The organism is Streptomyces sp. BL1 (assembly GCF_057628045.1).
Genome location: NZ_JBXYWZ010000002.1, coordinates 5,696,880 through 5,711,546 on the forward strand (window position 1 = coordinate 5,696,880; position 14,667 = coordinate 5,711,546).

The following is a 14,667-nucleotide window of genomic DNA, read 5'->3' on the forward strand; positions in this document are numbered from 1 at the left end:
CCGCGCTCCCGCATGAAGGCCGGATGAGGAAATCCTCATCCGGCGGCCGCCGGAGCGGTCCTTACGAGTCCAGGCCGATGGCGAACGCCGACTCCAGATCGTGCTGCGAGTACGTGCGGAAGGCGATGTGCGTCTCCGTGGACTCCACGCCGGGCACCTTGCTGATCCGGCCGGGGATCACATCGGCCAGCTCGTCGTGCTGCGCCACGCGCACCATGGCGATCAGGTCGTGGGCGCCCGTGACCGAGTAGACCTCGCTGACGCCGTCGAGCGCCGCGATCTGCTCGGCGATCTCGGGGATGCGGTCGGTGCTGGTCTTGATGAGCACGATCGAGGTGATCACGGTGCGGACTCTCCCTTGGTGGCCGGAGCGGGCCCGCCCACTGTAGCCGCAGGGCTGTTGTCCGTACGGAGGCGCAGTGCCGCGTACGCGAAGCCCAGGGCGAAACCGATGACGTGGGCGAGATGCGCGACACCGGGACCGTCGCCGGTCTCCTCGTGGGCCGCCGTGCTCTGCAGTACGAGCCAGAACGGCAGCACCAGCCAGGCGGGGAAGCGCAGCGGCAGAAAGAAGAGGAACGGGAAGACGCTCGTGACCCGCGCGCGGGGGAAGAGGAAGAGAAAGGCCCCGAGCACTCCGGAGATCGCACCGGACGCGCCGACCAGCGTCTCCGTCGACTCCGCGTGCACGGCGGCGTAGCACAGCAGCGCGGCGCAGCCGGTGGCGACGTAGAAGAGGGCGAACCGCAGCGCGCCCATGCGCTCCTCCACCCAGCCGCCGAACACGAAGAGGAAGAGCAGATTGCCCAGCAGGTGCACCCAGTTCCCGTGCAGGAACAGAGCGGTGAGCGGGGACAGCAGCGGGCGGGCCGCGCCGCTCCACAGCTGCCGCGGCAGCACGCCCCAGTTGTCGAAGTACAGGTTCTGCGCGTGCCGCAGGACGCCACCGGTGCCGTACGCGGGGAGGAACCCCGAGGCGGGCCCGGTGAGGAAGAGCACAGAGCACAGTCCGATGACGGTCAGGGTCACCACGGGGCGGCCGCGGACCCCGCCGCGGAGCGGTCCGTGGCGATCCTGACGTACTGCCGAGTTCTCTGTCCCCATGTTGCGGATCATGACTCCTGGGAATCGGGGCAGGCTCCACGACACACGCGTGTCGGCGGCAGGACTTAGGGTGACCGGGTACCGGAGCACTGTGGTGCTCCGTCCTCGCACCCGTGGCCTGACGACGACGCTCGATGACGAAAGTTGACGGCAAGGCTCGACTTCGACACCTCACCGGAATTCGGACGAATCCGAGAGAAAAGGACGACACCATGACCGTTTCCGCGCCCACGGCCACGACACGCTGGCGCTGCACTCTCTGCGGCAACCTCACTCGCTTCGACGTCACCCGCTCCAGCAAGGTGGTGGAGTACGTCCATCTGGACCTCGCCGGTGAGGCGCAGGTCGAGGAGCAGGAGGTGCTCAGTGAGAGCATCGAGTCCGTGCGCTGCCGCTGGTGCAACGCCGTGGACGAGATCGAGCTCGTCGACCGGCCGGGCGCACACGTCTGACGAACGGCAGGTGTGAACGGTGGTGGAACCGACGGCCGGCGGCGAGCGCGACCCGGAGCGCGAGCCGCCCGAGGACGCGCCCGGTGAGGCGGAAGGCGACGGCGCCGAGGCGCTGGACCGCCCGCTCCCGGACAAGGTGCGCCGCCGCGTCGTCGGCCTCACCTCGGACGCGCTCGGCGGACTGACGGTCGCCGAACTGCCCGGCCCCGTGCGGCAGTACGCGCGCTTCACACCGCAGCGCCGCGCCAAGTTCGGCGGCAACGCGATGGCGGCAGGGCTGGAGACGGACGCGGTGTTCCGGCAGCGCATCGCCGGCCGGCTGCGCGAGCAGCTTCCCGAGCTGACGGAGGCGGTGGAGGGCGGCACCCCGCCCCCCGCCGCCGATCCGGTGGACGTCGCCGCCGTCGCGTACGTGCTGCGCCCCGACGGCTGGTCGAAGCTCGTCGCCGCGGCCGGCGAGGAGGCCCAGCGGGCCCAGGCCGAGCGCGCGGGCGAGGAGGCCCAGCGCGAACTGGCCCGGCTGCGCGAGGAGCTGGAGCAGGCGCGGACCGCCGCCCGTACGGAGGCGGACCGCTCCCGCGGCGAACTGGACGCGGTGCGCAAGGAGCTGGAGAGCACGCAGCGCAAACTGCGCAGCGCCCAGAGCGACGTGAAGCGCGGCGAGGCCGAGGTGCGCAAGCTGCGCTCCCAGCTGGACTCCGCGCGCTCGTCGGCGCAGACGGACAAGGCGCAGGCCGACAGCGAGATGCGGCGCCTCAAGTCCCGGCTGTCGGAGGCCGAGACGGCACTGGAGGCCGGCCGGCGCGCGGCCCGCGAGGGGCGCAGCGTCGAGGACATGCGGGTGCGGCTGCTGCTGGACACGGTGCTGGAGGCGGCGCAGGGGCTGCGCCGCGAGCTGGCGCTGCCGCCCGCCGAGGGGCGGCCCGCCGATTCGGTGGAGGCGGTGGAGCCGGGCCGGCTGTCGCCGAAGGACGTGGCGGCGCGCGCCCTGTCCGAGACCGATCCGGCGCTGCTGGACCAGCTGCTCGCGCTGCCGCAGGCCCACTTGGTCGTCGACGGGTACAACGTCACGAAGACGGGGTACCCCACGATGCCGCTGGAGAAGCAGCGGCTGCGGCTGCTGGGCGGACTCGCCGTGCTGGCGGCCCAGTCGGGCGCTGAGGTCACCTGCGTGTTCGACGGCGCGGAGCTGGCGGCCCCGGTGCTGCTGGCGCCGCCGCGCGGGGTGCGGGTGATGTTCAGCAAGCCGGGCCAGACGGCGGACGAGCTGATCCGGCAGCTGGTGCGGGCCGAGCCGGACGGCAGACCGGTGGTCGTCGTCTCCTCGGACCGCGAGGTCGCCGACGGCTGCGCCGCGGCCGGCGCCCGCCCGGTCGCCTCCGCGCTGTTGCTCAAGCGGCTCGCCCGGACCTGACGCCGGGCGCGTTCCCGGCCCCGGGCACAATTCCGGCACGGGCACCTTCCCGAGTCCGGGCACATTCCCGACCGTGGGCACCTTCCCGGCGCCGAACACATTCCCGAACAGTGCGGTCTCTCCGGCGTGTTGGTGAGCTGTGCGTGATGTGGCCGTCGCTGCGGGTGTGAAGTGGGTAAAGAATGTTGTCCTGTTGCGGCATTTTCGGCTGAGGGATTTGATCCGATCAGTTACGCGTGGCTAGTGTCTGGCCCAACCTTCGCGCGGTTGATCGTCCATCGGGGACGACAGCGGAGGACCGCCTTGGTCCGTGGAGCTGCTGCGACGCGGAGCCGGAGTATCGACCGGCAGGCGGCTGAGGAAGAAGGAGATCGCCCCAGTGGCGTCCCACCGTCGTCTGAAGCAGCCGGGCCGTACCCGCGTGACAGTGTTCACCGCGACCGCCGCGGCGGCCGTCGCACTCTCCTCGCAGGCGGCCCACGCCGACCCGCAGGCCTCCAAGAAGGACGAGGTCAAGGAGAAGGTCGACAAGCTCTACCACGACGCCGAGGTGGCGACCGAGAAGTACAACGGCGCCAAGGAGAAGCAGCACGACCTCCAGAAGGAGGTCGGCAACCTCCAGGACAGCGTCGCCCGGGGCCAGGAAGACCTCAACAAGATGCGGGACGACCTGGGTTCGATGGCCAGCGCCCAGTACCGCACCGGCGGCATCGACCCCTCCGTGCAGCTCTTCCTCTCCTCCGACCCGGACAACTACCTGGACAAGGCCGGCGCGCTCGACCAGCTGAGCAGCAAGCAGGCCGGGGCCCTCAAGGAGATCCGCAGCAAGCAGCGGGCCCTCGCGCAGCAGCGCAAGGAAGCCCAGGGCAAGCTCGGTGACCTCTCCTCCACCCGCAAGGAGCTGGAGGAGAAGAAGAAGTCCATCCAGGGCAAGCTCTCCGAGGCCCGCGAGAAGCTCAACTCGCTGACCGCGAAGGAGAAGGAGAAGCTCGCCGCCGAACAGGCGCGCGCCGACCGCGCCTCCGCGGCCCGCGTGGACCTGGGCAGCACCGGCTCCGCCGGGCAGCGCGCCATGGCCGCGTTCAACGCCGCGAAGACGAAGATCGGCTCGCCGTACGTCTGGGGCGCCACCGGGCCGAGCTCGTTCGACTGCTCGGGCCTCACCTCCTGGGCCTACCAGCAGGCCGGGGTCTCCCTGCCGCGCACCTCGCAGGCGCAGGCCAACGCCGGTACCCGCATCTCCAGCCAGGACCAGCTCAAGACGGGCGACCTGGTGCTGTTCAACAGCGACCTCAGCCACATCGGCTTCTACGCCGGCAACGGGCAGATGCTGCACGCCCCCAAGCCGGGTGCCGCGGTGCGCTTCGAGCCGATGGAGTTCGGCGGCGACTTCGCGTTCGGCGTGCGCGTCGGCTGACGCCGTACCCCGCCGCACACTGAAGGCGCGCCCGACACCCCCTCGTTCGTACGGGTGAAACCCGGCGCCCTCGCATGACTGCTGTGCCCCGCCGTTGACCTGGGTCGACCGGCGGGGCACACGCCGTTCCCGACTCCCCGGCGCGGGACGGGTCTTGGACCCTCCGTGACGGTACGGCTACATTCGCGCGCATTCGCCTAGCGGAAGGAACGCGTGCCCCGTGGCTCCGTACCGGTTCTGTTCCCTCACTGTGCTGTCGGCGGCGGCCGGCGCCGCAGCCGTGCTCGTTCCGGTCGCCTCGCCGGCCGGCGCGGCCCCCGGGGACGACCCCCGCGCCCCTTCCCGGTCCACCCTGAACTCCCGCGTGGACAAGCTGTACGAGCAGGCCGAGACCGCCACCGAGCGGTACAACGGCGCGGCCGAACGCGCCTCCCGGCTGCGGGAGACGACCGAGCACGCGCAGGACCGGCTCGCCCGCGGACAGGCCGAGGTGAACAGGATGCGCACGGCCCTGGGGGCCCTCGCGGGCGCCCAGTACCGCGCCGGGGGAGTGGACCCGTCGGTCGAGCTGATGCTCTCCTCCGACCCCGACGGCTACCTCGAACGGGCCGCCACCCTCGACCGGATCGGCAGCAGGGAGAGCGCACAGCTGCGCCAACTCCGCTCCGCGCAGCGCTCCCTGGGCACCCAGCGCGCCGAGGCCAGGGCCGAGCTCGGCCGGCTGGAGGACGAACAGCGCGCCGTACAGCGGCACAAGAAGTCCGTACAGCACAAGCTCCGCGCGGCACGCGAACTGCTGCACCGGATGTCGCCCGGGGAACGCTCCGCACGCGAGCGCTCCTCGCGGGGCGGCGGCAGGGGCGAGCCGGGCCTGGCCGGCACCGCCGCGTCCTCCGGGAGGGCCGCGGCCGCCGTCGCCGCGGCACAGTCGGCGGTCGGCTCCCCGTACGCGTGGGGCGCCGCCGGGCCCTCGTCCTTCGACTGTTCGGGCCTGACGCAGTGGGCGTACTCCCGCGCGGGCGTCGCGCTGCCGCGCACCTCGCAGGCGCAGGCGGCCGCGGGGCGGCAGGTGCCCCTGTCGCAGGCCCGCCCCGGTGATCTGGTGGCATACCGCAGCGATGCCAGTCATATCGGGATGTACATGGGCAACGGGCAAGTGGTGCACGCCCCTTACCCCGGCGCTCCCGTGCGCTACGACCCCGTCGGCATGATGCCGGTCTCCTCGGTGACCCGGCCCTGACCCGGCCCTGACCCGGCCCTGACCCGGTCCTGACCCGGCCGGCGCCGGCCGGGCCGGGCACGTCTGCGCCGGGCGCCCGCGTCCCCGTACGATCGCTGATGTGGGTGATCACAGGTCCGGGCGGAGCGCGCTGCGCGCAGGGGTGGCCGCTGTGCTGCTGGCCGGCGCTGCCGCGTGCGGCGGCCCCGCCACCGACGGGCACGCCGCGGAACGGGCGGGACTCCAGCGGGTACTGGACCGGCAGGCCACCGCCGTGCACGACAGGGACGAGCGCGGCTACCTGGCGGCGGTGTCCTCCTCGACGCGGGCCCGCGGATACCGCGCGGACCAGCGCCGCGTCTTCCGGAACCTGGAGCGGCTGCCGCTCGCCCAGTGGTCGTACCGGGTCGGCCAGGTGCGCGACCGCAAGGGCGGCGGGGTCACCGCCGAGGTGCAGCTGAGCTACCGGCTGCGCGACTACGACCGCGCACCGGTCACCACCGTCGAACGGCTCTCCGCCGAACAGCACCACGGCCACTGGCGCCTCACCTCCGAACTGCCGGGCAGCGCACGGCAGCTGTGGGACCAGGGGCCCGTCCGCGTGGTGCGCGGCGAGCACAGCATGGTGCTCGGTGTCGGACGGAAGCCCGCCGAACTGCGGTCGCTGGCCCGCACCGCCGACCGTGCCGTGCCCGCCGTCAGCCGCGAGTGGCACGACGCGTGGCCGCGCCGGGTGGTGCTCGAAGTGCCCGGCTCCCTGAGCCGGATGGCACAGCTGCTGGACGCGCCCACCAGCTCGTACGAGGGCATCGCCGCGGTCACCACGGGCGAGGCGGGCGCCTCCTCGAAGGCACCCGCCGACCGGATCGTCGTCAACCCCGAGGCGTACGGGACGCTCAGCGCCGAGGGCCGGCAGGTCGTGATGAGCCACGAGACGGTGCACGTCGCCACCCGCACGCACACCTCAGAGGCCACCCCGCTGTGGCTGTCCGAGGGCCTCGCCGACTACATCGGCTACCGGGGCGCCGACCGCACCCCGCGGCAGGCGGCACCCGAACTGGCCCGCGCCGTACGGGAGGGCAAGGCGCCGCGCCGGCTGCCGACCGACCGCGATTTCCGCTTCGGCGGCGACCAGCAGGCGATGGGCCGCGCCTACGAGGGCAGCTGGCTGGCCTGCCGGATGATCGCGGACCGCTGGGGCGAGGACCGGCTCACCGCGCTCTACAAGAAGGTCGGCGAGGGCCGCGAGGCCGACCCGGCGCGGCTGGACCGCGTCCTGCGGGACGTGCTCGGCATGGGACACGACACGCTGGTCAAGCAGTGGCGCGGCTATCTGGAGCGGCAGCTCTCGTGACCTCGCCGCCGTCCGCGCGCGCGGAGTGCCGCGCACGTCTGCGCGGCCGGACAGTCGAACGCCACAGCCGTACGCAGGAGATGAGTGCGGCGGCCGCCAGCAGCCCGTTCCGCACGGCCAGCACGAGAATGCCCAGCCAGTCGCTCGCGACCACGTGCGCGAACCACACCGGGAACTCCAGCAGCGTCACCCCGGTGGCCGCCAGCACCAGTACGGCGGGCAGCGTCTGACGGCTGCCGCGCAGCGTCATACAGACCGCCGCGAGACCTACCAGCCAGATCATGTACTGCGGGGAGATGACCCGGCTGGTCGCGGTGAACAGCAGCACAGCCGTGAACGCCGCGTCCGCCGGCGTGCTCGCCGCCCAGCCTCCCGGCTGTCCGGCACCCCCGTCGTGCCCGACGCTCGCGGAGGCCGTGCGCCTCGCCCGCAGCCACCACAGCAGCAGCCAGCCGATCGCCAGCGCGTTCAGCGTGAGCGCGGCATCGCTGACCACGTTCACGTACGGGCCGAGGAACTCCACCGACCCGTAGTTCAGCAGCACTTGACCGTCCCAGCCGAAGCGCCGGGCCACATGGAAGACCAGCGCACCCAGCGACTCGACCTCCGTACCCCGGTCCGTCTGGTACGTGAGGAACGCCAGCGCGCCCGGCATGGTGAGCGCGAAGCCCGCCGTGATCACAACGCCCGTCAGCAGCGCGGCAGTCCAGCTCCTGCGGGTCGCCCGGCCCGGCCGCATGCCGAGCAGCACCAGCGCCGGCCACACCTTGACCATCGCCCCGAAACCGGCCAGCAGTCCGGCCGTACGGGGGTGCCGTGCGGCGGCGAACAGCGCGGCCACGGCGACGGCCGTGACCATCAGGTCGTAGCGCGCGTACGCCGTCGGGCCCAGCAGCGCCACACCGGCCACCCACACCCACGCCCCCGTACGGCGCCGGCCGGGGCGGCCGCCCGCGTACAGCAGCAGGGCGAAGACCGCGGCGTCCGCCGCACAGGCCAGCACGAAGAACGCGAAGTGGTAGTGCAGAAAGGGCAGCAGCCCGGGGGAGAGGATCGCGAGCGCCGCGGCGGGCGGATACTGCCAGGTCACGTCGTGCGGCGGGAAGATGCCGGTCTTCAGCGCCTCGAACCAGCCCTGATAGATGATCAGGACATCGCTGGTGACGTCCGGGCCCGGCAGCGTGAACACCTTGAACACGAGCAGCAGCAGTACGGCGCGCGTCGCGCACCAGACGGCGAGCGGAGCGGCCACGGAACCGCGTCTCCCGTGCGACGCGCCCCCCGACTCGCCCTCCGCCATGCCCGCCTCACCGCTCGTCTGTTCCCTCACCGGCGCCATCATGCCGTCTCGCACTGACGGACGGCCATCTCGCCGCAGCGCACACGGGGGTCGCCGGGGCGGGGGACCGGGCCGCCGGAACGAGAGGCGCCGGGGCGAGACGGTACTGTCGGCGGCGATGGACAAGACCCTGATCGTCACCAACGACTTCCCGCCCCGGCCCGGCGGCATCCAGGCGTTCCTGCACAGCATGGCGCAGCGGCTCGACCCGGAGCAGGTCGTCGTCTACGCGTCCACCTGGAAGCGCGGCAGGGAAGGCGTCGAGGCGACGGCGCGCTTCGACGCGGAACAGCCGTTCACCGTCGTGCGCGACCGTACGACCATGCTGCTGCCCACCCCCGCCGTCACCCGGCGCGCCACCGGGCTGCTGCGCGAACACGGCTGCCGCTCCGTGTGGTTCGGCGCTGCCGCGCCGCTCGGGCTGATGGCGCCCGCGCTGCGGAAGGCCGGCGCGGAGCGGATCGTGGCGACGACCCACGGACACGAGGCCGGCTGGGCGCAGCTGCCCGCGGCGCGGCAGCTGCTGCGCCGGATCGGGGAGTCCACGGACACGATCACCTACCTCGGCGAGTACACGCGGTCCCGCATCGCCCGCGCGCTCACGCCGGAGGCGGCGGCGCGCATGGTGCAACTGCCGCCCGGCGTCGACGAGAAGACCTTCCACCCGGACTCCGGCGGCAACGCCGTACGGGAACGGCTCGGCCTCACCGACCGCCCCGTCATCGTCTGCGTGTCCCGCCTGGTGCGGCGCAAGGGCCAGGACACGCTGATCCGGGCCATGCCGCGGATCCTCTCCGAGGTGCCGGACGCGGTCCTGCTCATCGTCGGCGGCGGCCCGTACGGGGAGGAGCTGGAGAAGCTCGCCGCGTCCCTCGGGGTGTCCGCCTCGGTGCACTTCACGGGGCCCGTGCCGTGGGAGGAACTGCCCGCGCACTACGGCGCGGGCGACGTCTTCGCCATGCCGTGCCGTACGCGGCGGCGCGGGCTCGACGTGGAGGGCCTCGGCATCGTCTACCTGGAGGCCTCGGCCACGGGCCTCCCCGTCGTCGCGGGCGACTCCGGCGGCGCGCCGGACGCCGTCCTGGACGGCGAGACGGGCTGGGTCGTACGGGGCGGCCACCCCGAGGAGGCCGCCGACCGCGTCACGGAACTCCTCCGCGACGGGGCCCTCCGGGCCCGCATGGGCGAGCGGGGCCGCGCCTGGGTCGAAGACCACTGGCGCTGGGACCTCCTCGCAAAAAAACTCCACACGCTCTTGTAGCCCCGGCACTTGAGCGCCCTGCCCCTACGGGGCGCGGGGCCGCAGCCCCCGCTCTCTCCGCGCGCAGCGCGGCGGGTGCAGGGGCGGAGCCCCGGTTCCCCCTTTTCCCTGCCCGTAGGGCAGGGCTGGGGTCCGGGGCGGGAGCCCGGAAGAAACGGGTAGGGGCGGGTCCGGGGCTCAACCCCTCACCGGGGCGCGTGCGTTGGGTGCGTGGGGACAGGCCTCGCGGCTTGCGGTCCGGTGTGCCCACCCGTTCCGCCCCTTGGGCGGACCAGCTGCCCACACCGGGGCCCACGCCGGGCTCGTCAGCCCGTGTACAGCGCCTCGATCTCCCCGGCGAAGTCCTTGGCGACCACGCCGCGCTTGAGCTTGAGGGACGGTGTGATGTGGCCCGAGTCCTCTGTGAACTGCGTGTCCAGGACGCGGAACTTCCGCACGGACTCCGCCCGCGACACCGCCTCGTTGCCCTCGTCGATCGCGCGCTGCAGCTCCGCCCGCAGCTCGGGGTCGGCCAGCAGTTGCGCGTGCGACAGCTGCGCCTTGCCGTTGTCCTCGGCCCAGCGCGGCAGGAACTCCTCGTCCACGGTGAGGAGCGCGCCGACGAACGGCCGCCCGTCGCCGACGACCATGCACTCGGCGACCAGCGCGTGCCCGCGGATGCGGTCCTCGATGACGGCCGGCGCGACGTTCTTGCCGGCCGCGGTCACCAGGATCTCCTTCTTCCGCCCGGTGATGGCGAGGTAGCCGTCGGCGTCCAGCGTGCCGAGGTCACCGGTGTGGAACCAGCCGTCGGCCAGCGCTTCCTTGCTGGCCGGCTCGTTGTTCCAGTAGCCGGAGAACAGGTGCTCGCCGTGCAGCAGCACCTCGCCGTCGTCGGCGATGCGGACGACGGAGCCGGGCAGCGGCTGCCCGACGGTGCCGATCTTCTGCCGGTCGTACGGGTTGAAGGCGGTGGCCGCGCAGGACTCGGTCAGGCCGTAGCCCTCCAGCACGGTGAAGCCGATGCCGCGGTAGAAGTGCCCGAGCCGCTCGCCGAGCGGCGCGCCGCCGGAGATGGCGTGCGTGGCACGGCCGCCCAGCACGGCGCGCAGCTTGCTGAACACCAGCCGGTCGAACACCTTGTGCTGGAACTTCAGCTTGAGGGACGGGCCGCCCGGCGCGTCCATGGCGCGGCTGTAGGCGATCGCGGTGTCGGCCGCCTTGTCGAAGATCTTGCCCTTGCCGTCGGCCTGGGCCTTCGCCCGTGCGGAGTTGAAGACCTTCTCGAAGACGCGCGGCACACCGAGCACCATCGTCGGCCGGTACGCGCCGAGTTCGTCGGTGAGCGCGGACACGTCGGACACGTGGCCCAGCTTGATCGGCGCCATCATGGACGCGACCTGGACGAGCCGGCCGAAGACGTGCGCGACCGGGAGGAAGAGCAGCACCGAGGACTCGCCGGTGCGGAACATCGGCTTCAGCCGCTCGACCACGTTGCCGCACTCGGCGAAGAAGCTGCGGTGTGTGAGCACGCAGCCCTTGGGGCGGCCGGTGGTGCCGGAGGTGTAGACGATGGTGGCGGGCGAGTCGGCGTTGGCCAGGGAGCCGCGCTCGTCGACCGTGGCGTCGGTGATCTGCGCGCCGGCGACGGCGAGTTCGGCGACGGCGCCCTCGTGGCCGGGGCCCGGCTCGATCTGCCAGACGTGCGCGAGCGCGCCCAGGCTGTCGCGGACGGACTCCACGGACTTGGCGTGGTCCGCGGACTCCACCAGACAGCCCACGGCGCCCGAATCGCCCAGAATCCAGGCGATCTGTTCCGGCGAACTGGTCTCGTACACCGGCACGGTGACCGCGCCGGCCGCCCAGACGGCGAAGTCGAAGAGTGTCCACTCGTACCGCGTACGGGACATCAGGCCGACCCGGTCGCCCGGCTGCACGCCTGCGGCGATCAGGCCCTTCGCAGCCGTCCGCACCTCGTCGAGGAACGCGGTGGCCGTGACGTCCTCCCAGCTGCCGTTCCGCTTCCGCGCGACGACGGGAACGTCGGGATGCTGAGTAGCGTTACGGCGGATGAGATCCGTGAGATTTCCGTCCGCGGGGACCTCGTAGAGGGCCGGAAGGCTGAACTCGCGCAAGACTGCTGCTCCTCGTCGGCGCCGGACATGGGGGCCGTCGCCGTGCGGCCCTCATTGGCTCGGTCCCAAGACCCCATGTGATCTCGGGTGTTGACGGCCCGGACGTTACCCATGGGTACAGCTGTCGGGGTAGGGGGTGACGCCAGATGTCAGGTGCGTCACATGCCAGGACTCTTCACAGCAGCCTAGTCCAAGCGTTCGGTGACGGGGAAGTAACTCCTGGAGCATGCACGGAATCCGGGCCGACCTAGGGTGAAGCCATGAGAGTTCACGTAGTCAGCGACGTACACGGCAACAGCCGGGACCTCGCCGCGGCGGGCGACGGGGCCGACGCGCTGGTCTGCCTGGGCGACCTCATCCTCTTCCTCGACTACGCCGATCACTCGCGCGGCATTTTTCCCGATTTGTTCGGTGTGGAGAACGCCGACAGGATCGTCGAGTTGCGCACCGCGCGCCGGTTCGCGGAGGCCCGCGAGCTGTCGGCGCGGCTGTGGGCGGGCGTGGACCGCAAGGCGGCCACGGAGAAGGCGGTCCGCAAGCAGTATGCGGAGATGTTCGCGGCCTTCCCCACGCCGACGTACGCCACCTACGGGAACGTCGACATGCCGCCCCTGTGGCCGGAGTACGCGGGGGAGGGCACCACCGTGCTGGACGGCGAGGTGGTCGAGATCGGCGGACTGCGCTTCGGTTTCGTCGGCGGCGGCCTGCGCACCCCGATGCGCACCCCGTACGAGATCGACGACGAGACGTACGCGGAGAAGATCGCCGCACTGGGCGAGGTTGATGTCCTGTGTTCGCATATTCCGCCCGATGTGCCGGAGTTGTGCTACGACACGGTGGCCCGCCGTTTCGAACGCGGCAGCGCCGCCCTGCTGGAGGCCGTGCACACGGTCCGGCCGCGCTACCACCTCTTCGGCCACGTGCACCAGCCGCTGCAGCAGCGCATGCGGATCGCGGGAACCGAGTGCGTGAACGTGGGCCACTTCAACGCCACCGGAGCGCCGTGGGTGCTGGAGTGGTGAACGCCCGGCAGCGCCGCGGCGGTCGCCCGGTCCCCGCGCCGCCGGTCCGGTCGGTCCGTACCGGCTGTCCGGTCCGTCCCGGGCCACTGTGATGTCGATCATGTGCGAGGCATGAGGGCGAAGCGGGCGATTTGTGGAGCCGCCCGCGCGGTAGCCTGCCGGTCACGGCAGACGGGGCCCGGCGAGGCATACGGAGGAGCTACGGCGATGGCGGAACACACCAGCTCGAGCATCACCATCGAGGCGGCACCCGCCGCTGTGATGGGCGTGATCTCCGACTTCCCCCGCTACCCGGAGTGGACGGGTGAGGTGAAGGAGGCCGAGGTGCTCTCCCACGACGCGCAGGGCCGCGCCGAACAGGTGCGCCTGCTGCTCGACGCCGGCGCCATCAAGGACGAGCACACCCTCGCGTACGAGTGGGTCGGCGAGCACGAGGTCCGCTGGTCCCTCGTCAAGTCGCAGATGCTGCGCGCCCTGGACGGCGTGTACAGCCTGCGGCCTGCCGACGGCGGCGCGCGCACCGAGGTGACGTACCAGCTGACCGTCGACGTGAAGATCCCGATGCTCGGGATGATCAAGCGCAAGGCGGAGAAGGTCATCATCGACCGGGCACTGGACGGGCTGAAGAAGCGCGTCGAGTCCGGTGGCGGCGCCACTGGCGCGGACGCCGATGCCACCAAGAACTGACGGAGCGGCACCGTCCGCCTCCGCGCCGCGCACCGTCCTGGTGACCGGCGCCGGAGGCGCGGGCCGTACGACGGTGGCCGCCGCCACGGCGGTCGCCGCGGCCCGACAGGGCGCGCGCACCCTGCTGTTGAGCCCCGAACCCCGGCACGTGCTGGAGCCGCTGCTCGGCACGGGGACGGTGCACGACGGACTGACCGTCACCCCCGTCGACAGCGGCGAGGAGTTCCGCGGCCGCGCCGTGGCCCTCCAGGATCAGGCCAAGCAGGCCCTCGACATGCTGGGCGCCGACCCGCTCGACGAGGACGAGCTGACGGAGCTGCCCGGCAGCGAGGCGTACGCCCTGCTGCGCGCCGTGGGCGAGGCGCACCGCGGCGGCGACTGGGACACCGTCGTCGTCGATCTCCCGCCCGCCGTACGGGCGTTGAGCCTGCTGGCGCTCCCCGAACAGGGCCGCCGCTATCTGCGCAGGCTGCTGCCGCCCGAACGGCAGGCGGCCCGCGCCCTGCGCCCGATGCTCGCGCAGCTCGCCGGAGTGCCCATGCCGGCCCAGTGGCTGTACTCGACGGCCGCGCACTGGGAGGACGAACTCCTCGGCGTACAGGAGGCGGTGGAGTCCATACGCACCGAGGTGCGGCTCGTCGCGGAACCCGGACCCCAGGCCGTACGGCAGCTCGCCGAGGCCCGCGCGGGCCTCGCCCTGTACGGACTGCGACTGACGGCGGTCGTCGCCAACCGGCTGCTGCCCACCGGCAGTCCGGACGCGTGGCTGGCCGCGCTGTCCGCGCAGCAGCAGACCGCGCTGAAGGAACTGCGCGACGACTGCGCCGCGGACGGCACTCCCGTGTACGAACTCCCGCACCTGGGCCGCGAACCGCTCGGCGCCGAGGACCTGGCCGCGCTCACCGCGCCCGTCGCCGTCCCCGCCCCGCGTACCGCACCCGAGGCCGAGGAGTCCCGGGCCCCGCGGCACACGCCGGACATCCCCGGACGGCAGCCGGCTATCGGCCGGGTCGTGGACCGGCTCTCCGAGGACGGGCTGCTGGTGTGGCGGCTGCCGCTGCCCGGCGCCCGCAAGGAAGCGCTGTCGCTGGTGCGCCGGGGCGACGAACTCCTCGTCACCACAGGCCCGTTCCGCCGCGCCCTCTCCCTGCCGTCCGCGCTGCGCCGCTGCCACGTCACGGGCGCGGCACTGGAAGAGGGCGAACTGCGGGTACGGTTCACGCCCGATCCGGCGCTGTGGCCCTCCTCCGGAACGCCCCCGTTCGGGTAACGTCGGAACCGTTG

13 protein-coding genes are annotated in these 14,667 nt (G+C 72.5%); 9 read left to right on the forward strand and 4 right to left on the reverse strand.

Going from position 1 to position 14,667, the window contains the following annotated elements:
• Positions 1 to 61: 61 nt before the first annotated feature.
• Together AC3AGO_RS25010 and AC3AGO_RS25015 are read right to left on the reverse strand one after the other, a co-directional pair.
• Positions 62 to 343: an Lrp/AsnC family transcriptional regulator gene (locus tag AC3AGO_RS25010; RefSeq protein WP_487822480.1), complete on the reverse strand. Its 282-nt coding sequence runs from the start codon at positions 341 to 343 to the stop codon at positions 62 to 64.
• Positions 340 to 1,104, reverse strand: coding sequence for a rhomboid family intramembrane serine protease (locus AC3AGO_RS25015; RefSeq protein WP_487822481.1), 765 nt, complete (start codon positions 1,102 to 1,104; stop codon positions 340 to 342). The genes AC3AGO_RS25010 and AC3AGO_RS25015 overlap by 4 nt, the downstream gene beginning before the upstream one ends.
• Positions 1,105 to 1,316: 212 nt before the next feature.
• On the opposite strand from AC3AGO_RS25015, the gene AC3AGO_RS25020 reads away from it, so the two are divergent.
• The 5 genes from AC3AGO_RS25020 to AC3AGO_RS25040 all read left to right on the forward strand — a co-directional run bounded on the left by AC3AGO_RS25020 (position 1,317) and on the right by AC3AGO_RS25040 (position 6,960).
• On the forward strand, positions 1,317 to 1,556 hold the full coding sequence (locus AC3AGO_RS25020; protein ID WP_487822482.1) for a hypothetical protein: 240 nt from the start codon (positions 1,317 to 1,319) through the stop codon (positions 1,554 to 1,556).
• A 112-nt stretch (positions 1,557 to 1,668) separates the two neighbouring features.
• Positions 1,669 to 2,970 carry an NYN domain-containing protein gene (locus tag AC3AGO_RS25025; protein ID WP_487824801.1) on the forward strand — a complete coding sequence of 434 codons (1,302 nt, stop codon included), beginning with the start codon at positions 1,669 to 1,671 and terminating at the stop codon, positions 2,968 to 2,970.
• Positions 2,971 to 3,349: 379 nt separating this feature from the next.
• Positions 3,350 to 4,387 carry a C40 family peptidase gene (locus AC3AGO_RS25030; RefSeq protein WP_487822483.1) on the forward strand — a complete coding sequence of 346 codons (1,038 nt, stop codon included), beginning with the start codon at positions 3,350 to 3,352 and terminating at the stop codon, positions 4,385 to 4,387.
• Positions 4,388 to 4,607: 220 nt separating this feature from the next.
• A complete protein-coding gene (locus tag AC3AGO_RS25035) occupies positions 4,608 to 5,627 on the forward strand; it encodes a C40 family peptidase (RefSeq protein WP_487822484.1) in 1,020 nt (339 codons plus the stop codon).
• Positions 5,628 to 5,727: 100 nt separating this feature from the next.
• A complete protein-coding gene (locus tag AC3AGO_RS25040) occupies positions 5,728 to 6,960 on the forward strand; it encodes a hypothetical protein (protein ID WP_487822485.1) in 1,233 nt (410 codons plus the stop codon).
• Here AC3AGO_RS25040 and AC3AGO_RS25045 read toward each other — a convergent pair.
• Positions 6,920 to 8,260 (reverse strand): glycosyltransferase 87 family protein, encoded by a 1,341-nt coding sequence (locus tag AC3AGO_RS25045; RefSeq protein ID WP_487824802.1) that lies wholly within the window; start codon positions 8,258 to 8,260, stop codon positions 6,920 to 6,922. The two genes, AC3AGO_RS25040 and AC3AGO_RS25045, sit on opposite strands and share 41 nt — an antisense overlap.
• Positions 8,261 to 8,417: 157 nt before the next feature.
• On the opposite strand from AC3AGO_RS25045, the gene AC3AGO_RS25050 reads away from it, so the two are divergent.
• Entirely contained in the window at positions 8,418 to 9,560 is a 1,143-nt protein-coding gene (locus AC3AGO_RS25050; protein ID WP_487822486.1) for a glycosyltransferase family 4 protein, read from the forward strand.
• Between the two features lie 305 nt (positions 9,561 to 9,865).
• On the opposite strand, the gene AC3AGO_RS25055 is transcribed toward AC3AGO_RS25050, so the two are convergent.
• Positions 9,866 to 11,674 (reverse strand): AMP-dependent synthetase/ligase, encoded by a 1,809-nt coding sequence (locus tag AC3AGO_RS25055; protein ID WP_487822487.1) that lies wholly within the window; start codon positions 11,672 to 11,674, stop codon positions 9,866 to 9,868.
• A gap of 260 nt (positions 11,675 to 11,934) precedes the next feature.
• On the opposite strand from AC3AGO_RS25055, the gene AC3AGO_RS25060 reads away from it, so the two are divergent.
• From AC3AGO_RS25060 to AC3AGO_RS25070, 3 genes are all read left to right on the forward strand, one after another.
• A complete protein-coding gene (locus AC3AGO_RS25060; protein WP_487822488.1) occupies positions 11,935 to 12,696 on the forward strand; it encodes a metallophosphoesterase family protein in 762 nt (253 codons plus the stop codon).
• 207 nt (positions 12,697 to 12,903) lie between these two features.
• Positions 12,904 to 13,383, forward strand: coding sequence for an SRPBCC family protein (locus AC3AGO_RS25065; protein ID WP_487822489.1), 480 nt, complete (start codon positions 12,904 to 12,906; stop codon positions 13,381 to 13,383).
• On the forward strand, positions 13,367 to 14,653 hold the full coding sequence (locus AC3AGO_RS25070; protein ID WP_487822490.1) for an ArsA family ATPase: 1,287 nt from the start codon (positions 13,367 to 13,369) through the stop codon (positions 14,651 to 14,653). Before AC3AGO_RS25065 ends, AC3AGO_RS25070 begins: the two co-directional genes overlap by 17 nt.
• Positions 14,654 to 14,667: the final 14 nt, after the last annotated feature.